We start from the raw sequence: 20,545 nt of genomic DNA, 5'->3' as shown, positions 1-20,545 counted from the left end.
GGTATCACGGTGCCATTGCATTCCGCAATAAAGAATCTATTCCTCAAAGTGGTATGGTGGTGCCTGCGTTTACCAGCGCCCGCGCCAGGCCGGGGTTGCTGGCGGTATGATAGGCAGCCGCGCTAACCGGCCACCGTGATGGCGCCTGGCCGGATAATCAGAAATGAGGAGATAGCCCCGTTGAACACTTTGCAGTCCCCCGCCGACACGGAGCCGGAAAGCCCGGGCGAGAAGCGTTCCGGCACCATCCAGTCGGTGTCGATCGCTGCGCGGTTCCTGAATGTGCTGGCCAATGCGGAGAATGAACTGAGCCTGGGTGAGGTGGCCCGCCGCACCGGTACTGGCGGTTCCACGGCGCACCGCTACCTGCAGAGCCTGGTGAAGGAGGGGCTGGCCAAGCAGGACCCTGCCAGCGCGCTGTACGACCTGGGTCCGGCCGCGCTCAGCATCGGCATCGGCGCCCTCAAGCGTGTGGATGCTGTTGAAATTGCCGCCCAGCACATGAAGGGGCTGGCCCAGCGGCATGCCGCCAGCGGTGGGGTGGCGATCTGGACCGACCGTGGCCCGACGCTGGTGCGGTGGTACCGCAGTGCCTATTTCTCGATCAACCCGCTGGCATTGGGCGATATCCTGCCCATCGACAACACCGCCTGTGGGCTGATCTTCCAGGCGTTTCTGCCCAAGGCCACCATCGATGCCGCACGCAAGTTGCAGCCTGCGCATTTTCGCGGCACGCCGCCCAGCGCCAAGGTGCTGGAGCAGATCCGCCAGCATTGCTGGGCCGAACTGACCAGCCACCTGCTGTCCAGCGTGACCGGGCAGGCGGCGCCGGTGTTCGATGCGCAGCAGGAGATTGTTTGCGTGATGACCACAGTGACCGACCTGGGGCAGCTGCGGGCGCCCGAGGACCGCCAGGCGTTGTTCCATGAAGCAGGGCAGGTCAACCAGGCTACGGGTGGGCGCATGCTGGGTGCGCCGGCGCCGGTGTTGCCGGAGTAAACCGCCCACGCGGTACAAGCATTGGCGTACCGCTCACCGGGTCCTCGATCACCAGCCCCGACAACCCGAACACCTGCTGCACCAGTGCCTCGGTAAATATCGCTGCCGGCGCACCTTGGGCAACGATCGCGCCATCGCGCATGGCCACAAGGTGGCTGGCGTAGCGGCAGGCCTGGTTCAGGTCGTGCAGCACCGCCACGATGGTGCGACCCTGGCGGTTCAGATCGCGCAGCAGCTCCAGCAATTCAAACTGGTGGGCAATGTCCAGATAGGTTGTGGGCTCGTCCAGCAGCAACAGTGGGGTGTCCTGCGCCAGCACCATGGCAATCCACACGCGCTGGCGCTGGCCGCCAGACAACGCTTGCAGCGGTCGTTCGGCAAGGTCTTCGATGCCGGTTGCGTGCATCGCCCGCTGTACCGCCTGCTCATCCTCGACCGACCACTGTTGCCACAGACGCTGGTGCGGGAAGCGGCCGCGCGCGACCAGCTCGGCCACGCGGATGCCATCCGGTGCGTTGGCGCTCTGTGGCAACAGGGCCAGGCGCCGGGCCACGTCCTTGGCGGGGCGTTGCTGGATGTCCTGGCCATCGAGCAGCACCTGGCCGTAACTGGGGGGCAGCAGCCGCGACAGCGCCGCCAGCAGTGTCGACTTGCCGCACGCGTTGGGGCCGACAATCACGGTAAAGCCGCCATCGGGGATGTCCAGCGACAGATCATGCGACAGCGTTCGGTTATCGCGGCGCAGGGTCAGCGCGCGGGCTTGCAGGCGAGGGCTCATGGTCGGTCCTTGGCAATACAAAAATTTGCGGAACGTATTCTACATGATGGAATTATCTGTATGAGAAGTATTATCATGCGCAGCTGACTCCTCCAAGGTGAAGCCCATCGATGAAGCGTTTTCGAGTTTGTGCAGCATTGGCCGCCGTCGCCCTGACGCTGGCTGGCGTAATCCCGACCGCAGAGGCCGCACCTGCGCGCATCGTCTCCACCACCCCGAGCGTGACCGGCATCCTCCTGGCCATGCAGGCGCCGCTGGTGGCCAGCGCCGCCGCCACGCCCAGCCGGCTGACCGATGGCAAGGGCTTTTTCTCGCAATGGGCAGCCGTGGCCGACCAGCGTGATGTGCAGGTGCTGTACCGCAACCTGCAGTTCGATATCGAGGCCGTGGTGGCCAGCGCGCCTGACCTCTTGGTGGTATCGGCCACCGGCGCCGACAGCGCTGCGCCGCACCTGGCGGAATTGAAGGCCCAAGGTGTGCCAACCCTGGTGGTGAATTACTCCAACCAGTCCTGGCAGGACCTGGCCACCGAACTGGGCGCACGCACCGGGCTGCAACAGCAGGCCAAGGCCGTGATCCAGCAGTTCGACGACTACACCCGCGAAACGGCAGCCCGCCTGCGGCCCTCGCCAAGGCCGGTGGTGCTGATCGGCTACAACATCGGTGGCAGTTATTCCATCGGCCGCACCTTCAGCCCGCAAGCCCGTCTGCTGACGGCCCTTGGCTTCCAGGTGCGGGAACTGCCTGAGGCCATGGCAGGGCAGGTGATTCGAGCCACCGAGTTCCAGTTCATTTCCCGCGAGAATCTGGCTGCCGCCATCGGTGATGCCGATGTGTTCCTGCTCAGCGCCGACGACAACGATGCCCAGGCCTTGCGCGACGACCCGGTGCTGGCCAACCTGCCGGCGGTGCAGCATCGTCGCGTATACCCCCTGGGGCCGAGCTCGTTCCGCATCGACTACTATTCGGGGCGGCAGATGCTCGACACCGTTGCCGGCTACTTCCGCTGACCATGGCTGGCCAACCCTTGCGCCCTGTGCTGCTGGCAGGGCTGTTGCTGCTGTTGGTGGCGGCGCTGGCGAGCCTTTTGATCGGCTCGCACCCGATTGCCTTCGGCGTGGTGTTCGACGCCCTCTACCAGCCCGACCTGCATAACGATGAGCACCTGATCGTGCGCGAGTTGCGCGTGCCACGCACGCTGGTGGCGCTGCTGGCGGGCCTGGCGCTGGGCGCGGCAGGCACGGTGATGCAGGCGTTGACGCGCAACCCGTTGGCCGAGCCCGGGCTGCTGGGCGTCAATGCCGGGGCTGCGCTGGCGGTGATCCTTGGCGTTGCGCTGTTTGGCCTGACCCAGGTCAGCCAGTACATTGCGCTGGCCTTCCTGGGTGCCGGTATCGCCGGTGTTGCCGTTTTCCTGCTTGGCCAGGCGGGTGCTGCCGACAGCAACCCGGTGCGCCTGGTACTGGCTGGGGCGGGGCTGAGCATGCTGCTGGCCTCGCTCACGGCGATCGTGGTGCTCAACACCCCGCCGCAGGTCTACGACCATTTTCGCAATTGGGCGGCAGGCTCGTTGGCGGGCAGCAGTGCTGCGGCGTTGCCGTTGCCGACCTTGGCCATCGCCTTGGGGCTGGCCCTGGCGGCAGCGTTGATGCCGCAACTCAACGCGCTGGCGCTTGGCCGGGATCTGGGCAGGGCGCTGGGGGTGAATGTGCGTCTTACCTGGGCGTTGGCTTGCGTGGCGCTGATGTTGCTGGCCGGCAGTGCGACTGCCATTGCCGGGCCGATCGGTTTCGTCGGCCTGGTGGCGCCACACCTGGCACGGTTGCTGGTTGGCCCGGACTATCGGCGCATGCTGCCGTATGCCGCGTTGATCGCTGCCCTGTTGCTGCTGGGCGCCGACCTGCTTGGCCGCGTGCTGGCAGCACCCGCGGAGCTGTCGGCCGGAACCCTGGCGCTGTTGCTGGGCGGGCCGGCCTTTATCGTACTGATCGGCAGGTTTCGTCTATGTCAGCTGTGAAGGAGCTGCGCGTGTTCCGGTGTGGGCCCCTGAGCCTGCGTTTCAGCCTGCGTGCAGTGCTGGTTGGTAGCGTATTGGCGTTACTGGTGATGGGCCTGGCGGTGCTGCTGCTGGGCACGGGCAGCCTGCCGATTCGTGCAGGCCAGGTATTGGCCAGCCTGCTAGGGCAGGGTGACAACGCGATGGTGGAGCGCATTGTCACCCGCGTGCGTTTGCCGCGGGTGCTTACAGCTGTGCTGGTAGGCGCGGCGCTTGGCATGGCCGGGGCGATCTTTCAGTCCATAGCTCGCAACCCCTTGGGCTCACCCGATGTCATCGGCTTTACCACCGGGGCGGCGAGTGGCGCCATCGTGCAGATCATTCTGTTCGATGCAGGACCATTGGCCACCGCGTTGGCGGCGGTGGCAGCTGGCATGCTCACGGCACTGCTGGTGCTGCTGCTGGCACGTCGTGGGCAAGGCAGCCAGGGCTATCGGCTGGTGCTGGTGGGTATTGGCATGGGCGCCACGCTGTCGGGCCTGAACCAGCTGCTGCTGGTCACCGGTGACCTTGACCAGGCATTGTTCGCCCAGTTGTGGCTGGCCGGTTCGCTCAACACCCGCACCTGGGCCCATGTGCTACCTGCCGCGCTGGGGCTTGCGCTGATCATGCCGGTGGCCTTGCTGCACGGGCGTGAACTGGCGCTGATGGAAATGGGCGATGGCACGGCCAGCCAGTTGGGGGTAGCGGTGGAGCGTTCGCGGTTGCGGCTGGTACTTGCCGCCGTAGGCCTTACGGCGATTGCCACGGCCGCCGCTGGGCCAATTGCCTTTATTGCCTTGGCCGGGCCGCAACTGGCACGGCGGCTGACGCGCACTGCGGGCGTGCCGCTGATGTGCGCCGCGTTGATGGGCGCAGCGTTGCTGCTGGTGGCCGACTGGCTCAGCCAGCGCCTGGCGGCGACGGCGCAGCTGCCGGTGGGGTTGGTGACCGGGGTGTTGGGCGGTTGCTATTTGCTGTGGTTGATTACGGCCCAGCGGCGCGGTTAGTGCATTCATTGGGGTGATCGGCTTTAGTGCTTTGTCGCTCTTGAGATCGAGCGCCGCCCGCGCGGCGCTTCGCGGGGCAAGCCCGCTCCCACATTTGTTTCGGGCCAGTGGGTCCTCTGCCGATGGCGCGCGCCCGCCTTGTCTTTTCAACTCGATAGCGAGCCATGCGCCAAGGGGCCGCGCGCCAATGGTTCAGGATTGATTGGCCCGAAACAAATGTGGGAGCGGGCTTGCCCCGCGAAGCGCCGCGCGGGCGGTGCTCGATCTCCCAGGCCCTGAATTTCCCAAGGCGAGCCTCTCTGGCCCACAACCACAGGTCGGTTTCAGACCGTGCTTGGTCGCTCGCACGCAACCCTCTGGCGTAACAAGTGCCATGCTTGCAGGATGCCCAAGGACCAGCGCGCGCAGATGCGCGGCCTTGGGCAAGGAGGCCGTCAGCGCCGCGCAACCGTGACGTGGCCGACGCGCCGCAGCAGAACACGCCGGATACCTGCCCTCACAATGATTCAGGCAGGGTCCGTGATGCTGAGGTCCGCTGTATGCCTGATGAATTGCTCCACCTGCCCGTGATCCAGCGCATTCTGGCCCGCGACAAGGACGCCTCCGGCGCCCTGTTGCCGATCCTGCATGCCATCCAGCACGACATCGGTTTCATCCCCGATGCAGCTGTCCCCGAAATTGCCCATGCCCTGAACCTCAGCCTGGCTGAAGTACGCGGGGTGATCAGCTTCTACCACGACTTCCGCACTTCGCCACCGGCGCGCCATACCCTGCGCCTGTGCCGCGCCGAATCGTGCCAGAGCCGTGGCGCCGAAGCCCTTGCCGCACAACTGCGTGATCAGTTGGCACTGGATGACCATGGCACCAGCGCCGATGGCGCCATCAGCCTGCGGCCGGTGTACTGCCTGGGTGCCTGCGCCTGTTCGCCAGCGCTGGAGCTGGACGGTCAGGTACATGCGCGGCTGACCCCGGAGCGCCTGCGCGCACTGGTAAACGCTTGCCGGGAGGACGCAGCATGCTGAAGCTCTACATCCCCTGCGACTCGGTGGCCCGTGCCGTAGGGGCCGATCAGGTTGCAGATGCCTTGCAGCGTGAGGCCGAGCGCCGCCAACTGCCATTGGACATCCAGCGCACCAGCTCACGCGGGCTGTACTGGCTGGAGCCGCTGATCGAGTGCGACAGTGCGCAAGGGCGCCTGGGTTTCGGCCCGGTTACCCCGCAAGACGTGCCGTCACTGCTCGATGCCCTGGCCGGTGAACCCGGCGGCCATTCGCTGGCGTTGGGGCTGGTCGAAGAAATCCCTTACCTGAAGACCCAGCAGCGGTTGCTGTTCGCCCGCGCCGGCATCACCCGCCCATTGTCGCTGGACGACTATCGCGCCCATGGCGGTTTCGCCGGCCTTGAAGCGGCCGTAGCCCTGAACGGTGCCGATGTGGTCGCTGCCATGCTCGACTCCGGCCTGCGTGGCCGTGGTGGTGCGGCGTTCCCGGCCGGCATCAAGTGGCGCACCGTGCGTGACGCCGGGGCCGGGCAAAAGTACGTGGTATGCAACGCTGACGAGGGCGACTCCGGTACCTTCGCCGACCGCATGCTGATGGAAGGCGACCCGTTCCTGCTGGTCGAGGGCATGATCATCGCCGGTCTCGCCGTGGGTGCCGACAAGGGCTACATCTATGTGCGCTCGGAATACCCGGATGCCATCCGCGTGCTGGACCAGGCGCTGGCCATTGCGCGCAACGCCGGCTACCTCGGCACCGACGTAGCCGGCAGCGGCCAGGCATTCGACCTGGAGGTGCGAGTGGGTGCCGGCGCCTACATCTGCGGCGAAGAAACGGCGCTGCTCGAATCCATCGAAGGCAAGCGCGGTATCGTCCGCGCCAAGCCACCACTGCCTGCGTTGCAGGGCCTGTTCGGCCTGCCCACGCTGGTGCACAACGTGCTCACCCTGGCGTCGGTGCCCATCATTATGGCCAAGGGCGCAGCGTTCTATCGCGACTTCGGCATGGGCCGCTCGCTGGGCACCATGCCGTTCCAGCTGGCCGGCAACATCCGCCAGGGCGGCCTGGTGGAGCGTGCGTTCGGCCTGACCCTGCGCGAGCTGGTAGAGGGCTATGGCGGGGGTACGGCCAGTGGCCGGCTGCTGAAGGCTGCGCAGGTTGGCGGCCCGCTCGGTGCGTGGGTTCCCCCCAGCCATTTCGATACCCCGCTGGACTATGAAGCCTTCGCCGCCATGGGCGCGATGCTCGGCCACGGCGGTGTGGTGGTGGCCGACGACACCCTGAACATGGCCAGCATGGCGCGTTTCGCCCTGCAGTTCTGCGCCGAAGAATCCTGCGGCAAGTGCACCCCGTGCCGCATTGGCTCCACGCGAGGCATGGAAGTGGTCGACCGCTTGATCGCAACCCGTGATTTCACCGAACGCCATGACCAGGCCCTGCTGCTGCGCGACCTCTGCGACACCATGCAGTACGGCTCGCTGTGCGCCATGGGCGGCATGACTGCCTACCCGGTGGCCAGCGCTCTCAAGTACTTCCCCGCCGATTTTGGGCTGACCACCACGGAGGCCGCGCAGTGATCAATTTCTTCGACCCCACTTCTGATAAAAGCAGCGACCTCGGCACCCCGGCCCGTGACAGCGACGTGCAGGTCAGCCTGAGCATCGACGGCCGCGCCATCAGCGTGCCCGCCGGTACCTCGGTGATGCGCGCTGCGGCCATGCTCGGCACCAGCATCCCCAAACTCTGCGCCACCGACAGCCTCGAAGCCTTCGGCTCATGCCGCATGTGCATGGTGGAGATCGAAGGCATGCGCGGCTACCCGGCATCCTGCACCACGCCGGTCAGCGAAGGCATGGTGGTGCGTACCGAAACGCCACGCCTGGCCGGCCTGCGCCGCAACGTGATGGAACTGTACATCTCCGACCACCCGCTAGACTGCCTGACCTGTTCCGCCAACGGCAACTGCGAATTGCAGACCGTAGCCGGCCAGGTGGGTCTGCGCGAGGTGCGCTATGGCTATGACGGCGCCAACCACCTGGCGGAGAAAAAGGACGTTTCCAACCCGTATTTCGACTACGAGCCCAGCAAGTGCATTGTCTGCAGCCGCTGTGTGCGCGCCTGCGAAGACATCCAGGGCACCTTCGCCCTGACCATCACCGGCCGCGGTTTCGAGTCGCGGGTGGCAGCGGCGGGCGGCGACAACTTCCTGGCCTCCGAGTGCGTGTCGTGCGGCGCCTGCGTGCAGGCCTGCCCGACTGCGACGCTGACAGAAAAGAGTCTGGTGCAGCTTGGTCAGCCTGAACGTTCGGTCATCACCACCTGCGCTTATTGCGGGGTCGGTTGTTCGTTCCGCGCCGAAATGAAAGGCGACCAACTGGTGCGCATGGTCCCAGACAAGAATGGCGGCGCCAACCACGGCCACGCCTGCGTCAAGGGCCGGTTCGCCTGGGGCTACGCCACCCACCCGGACCGCATTACCAGGCCGATGATCCGCAAGCGCCTGGAAGACCCGTGGCAGGAAGTGAGCTGGGACGAAGCCGTCACCTATGCTGCCAGCGAGTTCCGGCGCATTCAGCTCAAGTATGGGCGCGACTCCATCGGTGGCATCACCTCCAGCCGCTGTACCAACGAAGAAGCCTACCTGGTACAGAAACTGGTACGCACGGCGTTCGGCAACAACAACGTCGATACCTGCGCGCGGGTGTGTCACTCGCCCACCGGCTATGGCCTGAAACAGACCCTGGGTGAGTCGGCCGGCACGCAAAGCTTCGATTCGGTGATGCAGGCCGATGTGGTGCTGGTGATCGGCGCCAACCCCACCGATGCCCACCCGGTGTTCGGCTCGCAGCTCAAGCGCCGCCTGCGCCAGGGTGCGCGGCTGATCGTGATCGACCCACGGCGCATCGACCTGGTCGACTCGCCCCACGCCCGCGCCGAGCTGCACCTGCAACTGCGGCCGGGCACCAACGTGGCCATGCTCAACGCCCTGGCCCACGTGATCGTCACCGAGGGGCTGCTGGCCCAGCGCTTCATCGATGCCCGCTGCGAAACCGAAGACTTTGCCCGCTGGCGCGACTTCGTCAGCCAGGCAGACAACGCCCCCGAAGTGCTCGGCCCGGTCTGCGGCGTGCCCGCCGAGCAGGTTCGCGCCGCCGCCCGGCTGTACGCCACGGGCGGCAACGCGGCCATCTACTACGGGCTGGGCGTGACCGAGCACAGCCAGGGCAGCACTGCGGTGATGGGCATCGCCAACCTGGCCATGGCCACCGGCAACATTGGCCGCGAAGGGGTAGGGGTGAACCCGCTGCGCGGGCAGAACAACGTGCAGGGCTCGTGCGACATGGGTTCGTTCCCCCACGAGCTGCCCGGCTACCGGCATATCTCCAACGAGAATGTGCGCGCCGAGTTCGAGCGCGCCTGGGGTGTGACCCTGCAGCCCGACCCGGGCCTGCGTATCCCCAACATGTTCGAGGCCGCGCTGGATGGCAGTTTCAAGGCCCTGTATTGCCAAGGCGAGGATATCGCCCAGAGCGACCCCAATACCCAACACGTCACGGCAGCCCTGCACGCCATGGAATGCGTGGTGGTGCAGGACATCTTCCTCAACGAAACGGCCAAGTTCGCCCATGTGTTTTTGCCGGGCAGCTCGTTCCTGGAAAAGGACGGCACCTTTACCAATGCCGAGCGGCGTATTTCGCGGGTGCGCAAGGTCATGGAACCGCTGGCCGGCAAGGCCGACTGGGAGGCCACCGTGGCCCTGGCCAACGCCTTGGGCTACCCGATGAACTACCGCCACCCGTCCGAGATCATGGATGAGATCGCCAGCCTGACGCCGACCTTCCGCCGCGTCAGCTTTGATGAGATCGACCGCCATGGCAGCCTGCAGTGGCCCTGCAACGACGCCGCGCCCGATGGCACGCCGACCATGCACATCGACCAGTTCGTGCGCGGCAAAGGGCGTTTCATGCTCACGGGTTACGTGCCCACCGACGAAAAGGTCAACAGCCGCTACCCGTTGCTGCTGACCACCGGGCGCATCCTCAGCCAGTACAACGTCGGCGCGCAGACCCGGCGTACCGGCAACGTTGCCTGGCATGACGCCGACCGCCTGGAAATCCACCCCGCCGACGCCGAAAGCCGAGGCATTCAGGACGGTGACTGGGTGGGCATCGGCAGCCGTGCGGGGCAGACGGTGTTACGCGCCAAGGTCAGCGCACGGGTGGCGCCGGGGGTGGTCTACACAACGTTCCACTTCCCCGAGTCGGGGGCCAACGTGATTACCACCGACAACTCCGACTGGGCTACCAACTGCCCCGAGTACAAGGTAACGGCGGTGGAGGTGGTGAAGGTGTTCCAGCCTTCGCAATGGCAGAAGCGTTATCAGGACTTCAGTGATGAACAGCGGCGCTTGCTGAAGGAGCGCCGTACCGCGGAAAAAGCCGAGGTGCGCCGATGAGCAGCGACAACCTGGTCAAGATGGCCAACCAGATTGCCCATTATTTCGACAGCGAGCCGAACCGGGCACTGGCGGTGCAGGGGGTGCGGCAGCATTTGCAGAGTTTCTGGACGCCGACCATGCGCCAGCAGCTGGCGCAATGGATCGAGGCCAATGCAGGGGAGGGGCTGGACTCGAAGGTACTGGAGGCGATGCCGTAGCGGATCTGCGCGGTCCCTGTAGGAGCGGCCTTGTGTCGCGAAAGGGCCGCTCCTACAGGGACCGCGCCAATTGTGTCAATTGAGTCAGCCTTGGGCTAATTCGGCCTGGTGGGCGATGGCTTCTTCGCTCTTGAGCACCAGCACATCACCTTCCAAGGCATCCAGCACCACTTCCGAGGTATTGCCGATCAACGCCCCGGAAATACCCGTGCGGCACACGGTCCCGATCACCGTCACCACCGCATCCAGCATCTTTTCGGTATGCGGAATCAGCACATCCGCCGGCCCTTCGGCCACATGCAAGCGGTCTTCGCTGATGTCGTATTCCGCCTGGAACGCTCTGCACGCCTCGCGATAGCGCTGCTCGATAGTCTCGCTCAGCTGGTACGTCGGGTCAGACGCCGACAGCATCGGCGATGGATGGGCACTGATCACATGCAGCTCGCCCTTGGCCAGCTTGGCGATCTCAAACCCATGATCAATGATGCTGGCATGCAGAAGGCGGTGGTCGGTGTCCTGGTTGCCCACATCGACTGCCGCCAGAATCTTGCCTCCGGTCCAGGCACGCTCGCTCTTCACCATCAGCACGGCGCATGGGCACTGGCGCAGCAGTTTCCAGTCACTGGGGGTGAGCAGGGCCTTTTTCAGCGGGTTGTCCGCGCGGTGTTCCTTGATCACCAGCTCACAGCCCTCGGCCTGCTGCACATAAATGATGGTGTCGTGCAGGTTGTCGCGCCAGGCCTCTTCATGGGTGACATTGTCGTAGCCGTCATCATGCAACTGGCTGCTCAGCAGGCTCAGCAGCGCACTGTGGTCATGCCGTTTGTCGCACATCAGCAGGTGCAGGCGTGCGCCGGTGACGCCGGCGATCAGCTTGGCCCGGGTCAGCGCCCGGCTGTGGGCGTGCTCGGGGTCGAGGACGACGAGGATGCTGCGGACGGCTTGCATGGGCGTAAGCTCCCTTCAAAGGTGGCGACCAATGCCTGACTATAGACGGCGCGCCCCCCGCTGGCGCTTGATGTACATCAACAAGCATAGTCACTGGCGCCGCCCGCCGCCGCCGGTATAATCGCCGGCCCTGCCAGTTCTGTGTGGTTGCACGCTTATGTCCCTGATCCCCGAAATCGACGCCTTTCTTGGCTGCCCGACGCCAGACGCCTGGATCGAAGCGGCGCTCGCCGACCAGGAAACCCTGCTGATCGACCACAAGAACTGCGAATTCAAGGCCGCCAGCACGGCCTTGAGCCTGATGGCCAAATACAACACCCACCTCGACCTGATCAACATGATGTCGCGCCTGGCCCGTGAAGAGTTGGTGCACCACGAGCAGGTGTTGCGCCTGATGAAACGCCGTGGCGTGCCACTGCGCCCGGTGTCGGCGGGGCGCTATGCGTCGGGGTTGCGCCGCCTGGTACGCGCCCACGAGCCGGTCAAGCTGGTGGATACGCTGGTGGTGGGGGCGTTCATCGAGGCACGCAGTTGCGAGCGCTTTGCTGCGCTGGTGCCGCACCTGGACGAAGAGTTGGGCCGCTTTTATCACGGCCTGCTGAAAAGCGAAGCGCGCCATTATCAGGGCTACCTGAAGCTGGCACACAACTACGGTGATGAGGCAGACATCGCCCGACGGGTTGAACTGGTGCGCGCAGCAGAAATGGAGCTGATCCAGTCACCGGACCAGGAGCTGCGCTTCCACAGTGGTATTCCGCAGGCGCTGGCCGCCTGATTCGCACCAGGCGGCCGAGGCTTCAGTTGCGTCGGCCCAGCAACAGGCCTACCACCAGCCCCAGACCGGCGGAGATGGCGACGGTCTGCCAGGGGTGGCCGCCGATGTAGTCCTGGGTGGCGTCCACCACCGGTTGCGCTTTGTCCCGCACATTGCCAGCGGCCTGGCGCGCCTGTTTCAGTTTGAGGCTGACCTGTGCTCGCAGGGTTTCTGCTTCTTCGCCCACCAGGGCGGCACTTTCGGTCAGCAGTTTTTCCGATTCTTCGATCAGCGATTGCAGCTCGCTGAATACCTGGTCCTTGATCTGATCGCTGTCCGCCAGCGTGGCGTTTTTACGGGCCATGAACTCGTCCTCGTTGATGGAGTGGTGTGAACAATGGATGCCGCCGCGTCGGGAAAGTTGCGGCGGCTTTCCGATGTTGCGTTGCCTGGGTGTAAGATAGCGGCCATTTTCAAACCTGCAGGTACCTTCATGAGTTTCAATCTGGCCAACATGAGCTTCGAGGAACGGGCGCAGATCGAGGCAGAGAAGGCGCGGCTGTTCGACCTGTGGCAAAACAACCTGGGCAAGGCCAAGGGCGATGCGGCCCGGCTGATTGCCGAAAAGCCGCGGCGCAAGGGTAAATGGGCCGAGTGGGTCCGCGCCGAACTGGAGAGCATGTCGCCGCCCGAATACGCCAGCATGGTGCGCAGCGAAGTCAACAAGCTGATGGCCGCCGCCAGCGCCAGCCGCTGAACACCCGCGGCGGGTGCTTACCAGTAGGCGCCTTTGGGAAGGTCCAGCTTGCCCTCGTCCGTGAAGCGCACAGTCCCCAGCAACCCGCCCGCCAGCTTGCCGCGCAGCTTGTAGGGCAACCCCTTCAGCGAGTCCACCGTGCCCAGCCCATAGGCCTGTCGCAGAAAGGAAAACGCCGTGATGCTCACCGGCACCACGATCACGGCTTCGTCATAACGGCCAATGTGCCCCTGCTGGTCGCTGACCCCGGCGGCCAGCGGCTGGCCGTTTACTTCCAGGTTCAGGGCAATGCCGTTGTAGTCGATCGGCGACTCGTTGGGGTTTTGCACCCGCATTTTCACCGCCATGCGCAGTTCCAGTTCCTGCCCGGGCAGCGGCTCTATGCCGATCACGCTGATGTTGACCGGGTCACGTGGCTGGAACAGTGCGCAGGCGCCCAGGCCATAGGCCATCAGCAGGACGAGAAACAGGTGAATACAGCGATGCAGGCGGGCAGTCATTGCGGGCGACCTTGCCAGAGTGGGCGAATGGTCAGTGTGGCAAATGCGCGTCGGCGTTGAAAGTATCCGTGCAGATGAAAGATACTGTTTCTCATTACCGCCCGATAACTCATCCTACTGGCTGCTCTTAAAACCATGCTGACGTCACCCGTGTCGGGCCTGCTGGCGACATTCCAGGAGCACTACGACGACCTGTTGCAGTTCCTGACCCGGCGCATGAGCGACCGCCAGCGCGCCGCTGACGTGGCGCAGGAAACCTACCTGAAACTGGTGAAAGTCGATGAACAGGCGGTGCCGGTGTTGCACGCCCGCAGCTTCATCTTCCGCGTGGCAGGCAACCTGGCAATCGATGCCTTGCGCCGCGAGCAGCGCCTCGCAGCCAGCCATGACGATTGTGACGGAGCAACCGAGCTGGCCTGCCCGGCGCCGGCCCCCGAGGCGACGCTACTGGCCCGTGAGCGCCTGAAAATCCTCGATGATGCGCTGCTTGAACTGCCCGACAATGCCCGCCAGGCGTTGTTGCTGAACCGCGTCGAAGGCCTGACCCAGGCGCAGATTGCACATAGGCTGGGGGTTTCCGAGAGCATGGTGGCCAAATATATCGGCCAGGCCCTGCGCCATTGTCGTGACTGGCTCAAGCAGGCCGGTGTGGCTGCCTCTGTGGTGTTGCTGGTCGCCGCTGTGGCAGGTTGGCAGCAGGCGCCGATGCTGCTGGCGGACTACCACACTGCGGTGGGTGAGCGGCAGGTGATTACTCTGGCGGACGGCACGCGGGTGACGCTGAACAGTGCCAGTGCGCTCAGCGTGGTGTTCAGTGAGCACGAACGCCGGGTGGTGCTGGATGCCGGTGAGGCCCTGTTCGAGACCACGGACGATCCGCGGCCATTTGTAGTCGATACGGCTGGTGAGCGGGTGCAGGGTGATGCTGCCACCTTCAGCGTGCGCCGAGATGGTCGCGTGGTGCTGGCACGCGGTGAAGCCAAGGTTGGCGAACATGAACTGGCGGTGGCGGCCGATGCTGGTGCACAGATGGCCTGGCAGCGCGGCAAGCTGATCTTCAACGGCAAACCGCTGGGGCAGGTGCTGATGGAGCTTGAGCGTTACCGGCAGGGGCGCATCGTGCTGTCCGATAGCAAGCTGGCGGCGATGGAGGTGAGCGGGGTGTTTGACCTGGATGAGCCTGAAGCACTATTGCGTACCTTGGAGCAGCGCTATGGCCTGAAAGTGACCTACCTGCCGTGGTTGGCTGTGGTGCATTGATCTGCCTGTGCCGGCCTCTTCGCGGGCTCGCCCGCTCCCACAGGTCCAGCAAGTCTTTAGTTCTGTGGCGCACCTGTGGGAGCGGGCATGCCCGCGAAGAGGCCGGCACAGGAAAATAATTTCCGTTTGGCACTGCAAGTTCCTGCAAGCCAGATCGTCGTAGTGGGACTGATCAGCAACCCATTCTCATTTACGACTTGTCAGGAAGCTCATTCGTGCCTCTGATGCTCAAGCCCTTGCACCGCCGCCGCGTTGCTCTTCACCACGCCCTGTTGTCCTGCAGTGCCCTGGCCATGCTGGCCGGCCCCCTGCAGGCGTGGGCCGCGACCACTGCCGAACAGGCCCAGATACAGGCTCGTCAGGTTCAGCTCGACCTGCCAGCCCAGCCGCTGGACCAGGCCCTGACCACCTTCGCCGACCAGGCCGGCCTGCACTTGCTGTTCACCACAGGCGATGTCGCAGGCGTTGCCAGCCCGGCCTTGAACGGCAGCTACAGCGTCGAGCAGGCGCTGCAACAGTTGCTGGCAGGCAGCGGCATGAGCTGGCACTTCAGCGACGCCCGCACCGTGACCCTGCGCAAGGCCGATACAACGCCACAGGCGGTAAACCTCAAGCCGATCGAAGTCAGTGTGGCCTCGCGCACCAGCACCGCAATCAGCGAAATCCCCGGCACCGTCTGGGTGGTCGACCAGCAGCAACTGCGTGAGCAGATCGACAGCGGCGTCAGCTTGAAGGAAGCCATTGGCAAGCTGGTACCGGGCCTTGACCTGGCGCCGGAAGGGCGCACCAACTATGGCCAGAACATGCGCGGGCGCAACGTGCTGGTGATGATCGACGGGGTTAGCCAGAACAGCTCGCGCGGCCTGTCGCGCCAGTTCGACAGCATTTCCCCGTTCAACGTCGAGCGCGTCGAAGTGCTTTCCGGTGCCAGTGCCATCTACGGCGGCGGCGCCACCGGCGGTATCATCAACATCGTGACCAAGAAGGGCGAACCTGGCGCGGCACGTTTCGAGACCCAGCTTGGTGCCAGCAGTGGTTTCAACAATAGCGATGACCTTGCCACGCGCTTCGCCCAGTCGATCAGCGGCGGCAACGAGCGGGTCAATGCCAGGCTGGGTATCTCGGGTGAGCAGAACGAGGCCTTCTACGACGGCGCCGGCGACCAGATTTTCATCGACAACACCCAGACCGACCTGCAGTACAACCGCACCATCGACGTGCTCGGCACCCTGGGTATGCAGTTGAATGACCAGCAGAGCCTCGACCTGTTGGCCCAGTACTACGACTCGGGCAACCACGGCAGCACGGGTATCTACTTCCCCAACCTGAACTACAACGCGCCGTCAGACCTGGAAGACGCCGAGCTGCGCAGCGGCTATTCGTCCGACCTGGAGCCGCGCACCCGGCGCTTGTTGCTGAATGCCAATTACCACCACAACGACGTGCTGGGCCAGGATTTCTACCTGCAGGCCTCGTACCGCAAGGAAGACGACAACTTCTACCCGTTCCCGTACTACAACCGCGCCACGCCTACCGGCTCGCGCGGGGTGTACTTTGCGGCCTCGCAGCAGAACTTCGAGGTCACCAGCCTCAAGGGCCTGTTCGCCAAGCAGTGGGACACGTTGAAGCTGACCTACGGCGTTGACCTTGACCGCGAACGCTTCAATGCCGAGCAGACCACGTTCAACGCCCTGACCTCGTCCGAGTCGGGCGGCCTGGAAATGGAAAAAGACAGCAAGGCCGCGCGCTACCCCAGCTACCGAGTCGATGGCGTGTCGGTGTACGCCCAGCTGGATTGGCATGCCACCGACAAACTGACGTTCTCGGGCGGCGCCCGTCACCAGCAGATGGACGTGGACGTCAGCGACTTCAAAGGCGTGCCGGGCGGCAGCAACGATTACCAGGTCAACCTGTTCAACGTCGGCGCCATCTACGACTTCAAGAACGGCCACCAGGTGTGGACCAACTATGGCGAAGGTTTCGACCTGCCAGACCCTGCCAAGTACTACGGCAAGCCCGGCCTGAGCGTGGCCGACAACCCGCTGGCCGGCATCAAGAGCCGCCAGGTTGAACTGGGCTGGCGCTATGCCGACCTGGACTGGGATGCCCAGGCGGCGCTGTACTACATCTGGTCGGACAAGATCATCAACGTCGATTCGCAAACGCTGACGATCAACGTGCAAGAGCAGAAGAGCCGCGACTTCGGCTTCGAAGGGGCGCTGACCCGGCACTTTCAGAATGGCTGGGAAGCTGGCAGCACGCTGCACTTGACCCGCTCCGAGGAAGAAGCTGTCGACGGCGGCTGGATCAAGCGTGATGCGCGCTATGCATCATTGTCCAAAGCCACTGCCTTTGTTGGCTGGAAAGGCGATGGGCGCAGCGCGCGGCTGCAGGCCAACCATGCCTTCAGCCTGAAGGACGATGCCGACCACGAGATCGACGGTTACACCACCTTCGATCTGCTTGGCAGCCAGGACACCGGCTTCGGCACCTTCAGCGCCGGCATCCAGAACCTGCTGGACAAGCAGTACAGCACGGTCTGGGGGCAGCGTGCGACGTTGTTCTATTCGCCGACTTACGGGCCGGCGTACCTGTATGACTACCAGGGGCGTGGGCGTACCTACACCCTGACCTGGAGCATGGCTTACTGATTGTTGCCGCCTGTACCAGTCTGTGTGGGAGCGGGCTTGCCCCGCGAACACCGGCAAAGCCGGTGCCATGCACCGCGTTGCCTGCTTCGCGGGACAAGCCCGCTCCCACATAGGCCAGTTCAGGCGAATGCTGCCAGCAAATCCTGCGCAAAGGCCTGCTGCGCCTCACCAACCCCCTGTGTCCGGTGCCGGGCCAGGGTAAACGGCACAACAAAATCCAGCCCCGGGTCCAACGCCCACAACAACCCCTCAGCTTCCCATCCCTGCGCGCAATGGCATGGCAGATAACCAATATGGCGCCCCGATAAAATAAACGTCAGTACGCTCTCGATCTGCTCTGCCACCGCCATGCTGCGCCGGCTCTGGAACGGCTCACCCCCTTTCAGAAACCGGTAGGGATGGCGCACCTGGTCCATCTCCAGCAACCGCTCAAGCCCAATATCGGCCTTCCCGAACAACACATGCCCCTTGGCGCAATACAGCCGTTGCCGTTCATCAAACAAGGGCTGGTAATCAAAGGCCGCCTGGTTGCCGGAAAAGTAGCTGATGGCGTAGTCCAGCCGTTGCTCCAGCAACAACCGCTCCAGCTCTGCCGGCGGTGCGCTGATCAGCTCCAGCTGCACCGCTTCCTCTCGCTTGCGAAACGCTGTAATGGCCACTGCCAACTTCAGGCTCACCGCCTTGTCCTGGTTTTCCGCCATGCCAATGCGCACGGTGCCCAGCAAGCGCCCGGCAACGCCGTTGGCCTGCTGGCGGAACTGCTCGATGTTCAACAGCAGCCCGCGCGCCGCCTCCAGTAGCAACACGCCTTTTTCCGTCAGGTGAAAACCGCCCTTGCCGCGGCTGCACAGGCGGTAGCCCAGCCGTGCTTCCAGCTGCGCCATACGCTGGCTGATGGTGGGCTGGCTCAACCCCAGCACGCCTTGCGCGGCGCTGAAGCCCCCGGCCTCGACTACAGTGACGAACAGCCGCAGCAGGTGCAGGTCGGGGTCGTGCAGTTGTCCGAGCATTACATTGCTCCTGATGAATGTCAGCTTTGCAAACTTGCCATTCCTGCAATGTAACCCGGCTGGCATGCTCGCGGCATCCACCCATTTGCCGAGGTGTCCGTCATGCGTCGATCGTTGTGCCTGTTGTCCCTGGTCCTGGCCTTGCCGCTGCAGGCCGAAGAAAAGGTGGTCAACCTCTACAGCTGGGCCGACTACATCGCCCCGCAAACCCTTCAGCGCTTTGAACAGGAAACCGGTTACAAGGTGCGCTACGACACCTTCGACACCACCGAAGTGCTGGAAACCAAGTTGCTCACGGGCGGCAGTGGTTATGACGTGGTGGTGCCGTCGTCTACGGTGCTGGCCCGGGCGCTCAAGGCCAATGCCCTGCAACCGCTCGACCCCCAGTCCATGCCCGGTTACAGCAACCTCGACAAGGACCTGCTCGCAAAACTTGCCGAGGCCGACCCTGGCAACCGCCATGCCGTGCCGTACACCTGGGGCACGCTGGGCCTTGGGGTGAATGTGGAGGCCGTGCGCCAGCGCCTGGGTGACGTGCCGCTGGATAGCCTCGACCTGCTGTTCAAACCCGAATACGCCAGCCGGCTGAAGGACTGTGGCATCGCCATGCCCGATTCGCCGCAGGAAGTGATCGGCGTAGCCCTGAACTACCTGGGCAAAGACCCTTACAGCCAGGACAAAGAAGATCTGGCCGCCGCGCAGCAGTTGCTGAACCAGCTGCAACCCTCGATCAGCTACGTCGCCAATGGCCGGCAGATCAGCGACCTGGCCAATGGCAGCGTGTGCCTGGCGCTGACCTACAACGGCGATGCCGCGATGGCTGCCGACCAGGCGCGCCGCGCCGGCAAACCGTTCGAGCTGATTTACCGCATCCCGCGGGAAGGCACGCTGGTGTGGCAGGACAACCTGGTCATCCCCAAGGACGCGCCTCACCCCGAGGCCGCTCGGGCGTTCATCGCCTTCATGCTCAAGCCCGAGTCGGTGGCCGCGCTGACCAACACACTGTTCTTCGCCAACGCCAACCAGGCCGCCACGCCGTTGGTGGATGAGGCCGTGCGCAATGACCCGGACATCTACCCGCCTGCCGAAGTGCGCCAGCGCCTGTTCGCCGACCGCAGCATGGCCCTGGCCGACCTGCGCCAGCGCAACCGCCTGTGGACGGCCTTCCGCAGCCGCCAGTGACTGATTACAACCAAGGAGCCCGACCGTGGAGCAAGCCGCAAGCAACGACCAGGCGATGACCCGCGACAGCCTGTATGGCACTGCCGCAGAAAGTACCTACGCTGGTATTACCAGTTTCTCGCGCCGCCGCTACAGCCGCGACTTGCGCGGTGTGGATGTGGTGGTCAGCGGTGTGCCGTTCGATACCGCCACCAGCAACCGTCCAGGTGCGCGTTTCGGCCCGCGGGCCATCCGTGCTGCCTCGGTGCAGCAGGCCTGGGCCCGGCACTGGCCGTGGGCATTCGACCCGTTCGACCACCTGGCAGTGATCGACTATGGCGACTGCGCGTTTGACAGTGGCACGCCGCAGTCGGTGCCGGACAGCATCGAGGCCCATGCCGCCCATATCCTGGAAGCGGGCTGCGCCATGCTTACCCTCGGTGGCGACCACTTCATCAGCTACCCGCTGCTCAAGGCCCACGCCCGCCAGCATGGCCCGCTGGCGCTGATCCACTTCGATGCCCACAGCGATACCTGGCCAGACGAGGAGGGCAAGCGTATCGACCATGGCACCATGTTCTGGCATGCCGCCCGCGAAGGCCTGGTGGACCCGGCCCACTCGGTGCAGATCGGCCTGCGCACCACCAACGATGACAGCCAGGGCTTTGCCATCCTTGATGCCCGACAGGTGCACCGCCAGGGCACCGAGGCCGTGATTGCGGCGATTCGCCAGCGTGTTGGAGAGCGGCCGGTGTACCTCACCTTCGATATCGACTGCCTCGACCCGGCCTATGCGCCCGGCACCGGTACACCGGTGTGTGGCGGCTTGAGCACCGTGCAGGCGCTGGAGATTCTGGGCGGGCTGCGCGGCATCAACCTGGTGGGCATGGACCTGGTTGAAGTGGCGCCGGCCTACGACCATGCCGACATCACCGCATTGGCCGGGGCGACCCTGGCCATGGAGATGCTGTGCCTGTATGCGGCGCGGCACAAAGTCGATATGGGCCAATAATTTGGGGCTGCAAAGC

At 64.6% G+C, this 20,545-nt stretch carries 19 protein-coding genes; 14 read left to right on the top strand and 5 right to left on the bottom strand.

Annotated features, from left to right (window positions below):
* Positions 1-180: 180 nt before the first annotated feature.
* Entirely contained in the window at positions 181-999 is an 819-nt protein-coding gene (locus tag P0Y58_20970; protein WEK29358.1) for an IclR family transcriptional regulator, read from the top strand.
* Here P0Y58_20970 and P0Y58_20965 read toward each other — a convergent pair.
* Positions 950-1,777, bottom strand: coding sequence for an ABC transporter ATP-binding protein (locus tag P0Y58_20965; protein WEK29357.1), 828 nt, complete (start codon positions 1,775-1,777; stop codon positions 950-952). The two genes, P0Y58_20970 and P0Y58_20965, sit on opposite strands and share 50 nt — an antisense overlap.
* Before the next feature lie 110 nt (positions 1,778-1,887).
* Here P0Y58_20965 and fepB point away from each other — a divergent pair, with 110 nt between their 5' ends.
* The 7 genes from fepB (at position 1,888) to P0Y58_20930 (ending at position 10,476) form a co-directional block, all read left to right on the top strand.
* On the top strand, positions 1,888-2,787 hold the full coding sequence (gene fepB / locus P0Y58_20960; protein WEK29356.1) for a Fe2+-enterobactin ABC transporter substrate-binding protein: 900 nt from the start codon (positions 1,888-1,890) through the stop codon (positions 2,785-2,787).
* Positions 2,788-2,789: 2 nt separating this feature from the next.
* Positions 2,790-3,794 (top strand): iron ABC transporter permease, encoded by a 1,005-nt coding sequence (locus tag P0Y58_20955; protein WEK29355.1) that lies wholly within the window; start codon positions 2,790-2,792, stop codon positions 3,792-3,794.
* Positions 3,782-4,822 (top strand): iron chelate uptake ABC transporter family permease subunit, encoded by a 1,041-nt coding sequence (locus P0Y58_20950; GenBank protein ID WEK29354.1) that lies wholly within the window; start codon positions 3,782-3,784, stop codon positions 4,820-4,822. Before P0Y58_20955 ends, P0Y58_20950 begins: the two co-directional genes overlap by 13 nt.
* 539 nt (positions 4,823-5,361) lie before the next feature.
* Entirely contained in the window at positions 5,362-5,844 is a 483-nt protein-coding gene (locus P0Y58_20945) for a formate dehydrogenase subunit gamma (protein WEK29353.1), read from the top strand.
* Positions 5,838-7,397, top strand: coding sequence for an NADH-ubiquinone oxidoreductase-F iron-sulfur binding region domain-containing protein (locus P0Y58_20940; protein WEK29352.1), 1,560 nt, complete (start codon positions 5,838-5,840; stop codon positions 7,395-7,397). Before P0Y58_20945 ends, P0Y58_20940 begins: the two co-directional genes overlap by 7 nt.
* Complete coding sequence (gene fdhF, locus P0Y58_20935) at positions 7,394-10,276, top strand: formate dehydrogenase subunit alpha (protein WEK29351.1); 2,883 nt, start codon at positions 7,394-7,396, stop codon at positions 10,274-10,276. The genes P0Y58_20940 and fdhF overlap by 4 nt, the downstream gene beginning before the upstream one ends.
* The gene (locus tag P0Y58_20930) at positions 10,273-10,476 is read left to right on the top strand and encodes a formate dehydrogenase subunit delta (protein ID WEK29350.1); all 204 of its coding nucleotides are present in this window, start codon (positions 10,273-10,275) and stop codon (positions 10,474-10,476) included. Before fdhF ends, P0Y58_20930 begins: the two co-directional genes overlap by 4 nt.
* Positions 10,477-10,560: 84 nt before the next feature.
* Here P0Y58_20930 and P0Y58_20925 read toward each other — a convergent pair whose 3' ends face one another.
* Positions 10,561-11,424 carry a universal stress protein gene (locus P0Y58_20925; GenBank protein WEK29349.1) on the bottom strand — a complete coding sequence of 288 codons (864 nt, stop codon included), beginning with the start codon at positions 11,422-11,424 and terminating at the stop codon, positions 10,561-10,563.
* A 157-nt stretch (positions 11,425-11,581) separates the two neighbouring features.
* On the opposite strand from P0Y58_20925, the gene miaE reads away from it, so the two are divergent.
* On the top strand, positions 11,582-12,199 hold the full coding sequence (gene miaE, locus P0Y58_20920; GenBank protein WEK29348.1) for a tRNA isopentenyl-2-thiomethyl-A-37 hydroxylase MiaE: 618 nt from the start codon (positions 11,582-11,584) through the stop codon (positions 12,197-12,199).
* A 22-nt stretch (positions 12,200-12,221) separates the two neighbouring features.
* Here the strand turns inward: miaE and P0Y58_20915 are convergent, their stop codons facing one another.
* On the bottom strand, positions 12,222-12,542 hold the full coding sequence (locus tag P0Y58_20915) for a DUF883 family protein (GenBank protein ID WEK29347.1): 321 nt from the start codon (positions 12,540-12,542) through the stop codon (positions 12,222-12,224).
* Between the two features lie 129 nt (positions 12,543-12,671).
* Between P0Y58_20915 and P0Y58_20910 the strand changes: the two genes are divergently transcribed.
* The gene (locus tag P0Y58_20910; protein WEK29346.1) at positions 12,672-12,935 is read left to right on the top strand and encodes a hypothetical protein; all 264 of its coding nucleotides are present in this window, start codon (positions 12,672-12,674) and stop codon (positions 12,933-12,935) included.
* A 17-nt stretch (positions 12,936-12,952) separates the two neighbouring features.
* Here P0Y58_20910 and P0Y58_20905 read toward each other — a convergent pair whose 3' ends face one another.
* Positions 12,953-13,435 (bottom strand): LEA type 2 family protein, encoded by a 483-nt coding sequence (locus P0Y58_20905; protein WEK29345.1) that lies wholly within the window; start codon positions 13,433-13,435, stop codon positions 12,953-12,955.
* A 135-nt stretch (positions 13,436-13,570) separates the two neighbouring features.
* On the opposite strand from P0Y58_20905, the gene P0Y58_20900 reads away from it, so the two are divergent.
* Together P0Y58_20900 and P0Y58_20895 are read left to right on the top strand one after the other, a co-directional pair.
* Positions 13,571-14,695, top strand: a complete 1,125-nt coding sequence (locus tag P0Y58_20900; protein WEK29344.1) for a sigma-70 family RNA polymerase sigma factor — start codon at positions 13,571-13,573, stop codon at positions 14,693-14,695.
* Positions 14,696-14,919: 224 nt separating this feature from the next.
* Positions 14,920-17,346, top strand: coding sequence for a TonB-dependent receptor (locus P0Y58_20895; GenBank protein ID WEK33371.1), 2,427 nt, complete (start codon positions 14,920-14,922; stop codon positions 17,344-17,346).
* A gap of 119 nt (positions 17,347-17,465) precedes the next feature.
* On the opposite strand, the gene P0Y58_20890 is transcribed toward P0Y58_20895, so the two are convergent.
* The gene (locus P0Y58_20890; GenBank protein ID WEK29343.1) at positions 17,466-18,356 is read right to left on the bottom strand and encodes a LysR family transcriptional regulator; all 891 of its coding nucleotides are present in this window, start codon (positions 18,354-18,356) and stop codon (positions 17,466-17,468) included.
* Between the two features lie 102 nt (positions 18,357-18,458).
* Between P0Y58_20890 and P0Y58_20885 the strand changes: the two genes are divergently transcribed.
* Both P0Y58_20885 and speB read left to right on the top strand, forming a co-directional pair.
* Positions 18,459-19,538 (top strand): polyamine ABC transporter substrate-binding protein, encoded by a 1,080-nt coding sequence (locus P0Y58_20885; protein WEK29342.1) that lies wholly within the window; start codon positions 18,459-18,461, stop codon positions 19,536-19,538.
* A gap of 25 nt (positions 19,539-19,563) precedes the next feature.
* Entirely contained in the window at positions 19,564-20,529 is a 966-nt protein-coding gene (speB, locus tag P0Y58_20880) for an agmatinase (GenBank protein WEK29341.1), read from the top strand.
* Positions 20,530-20,545: the final 16 nt, after the last annotated feature.

It is taken from the genome of Candidatus Pseudomonas phytovorans (genome assembly GCA_029202525.1).
GTDB classification, from domain to species: Bacteria; Pseudomonadota; Gammaproteobacteria; order Pseudomonadales; family Pseudomonadaceae; genus Aquipseudomonas; species Aquipseudomonas phytovorans.
This window is presented reverse-complemented; position numbering and strand designations above follow the sequence as displayed.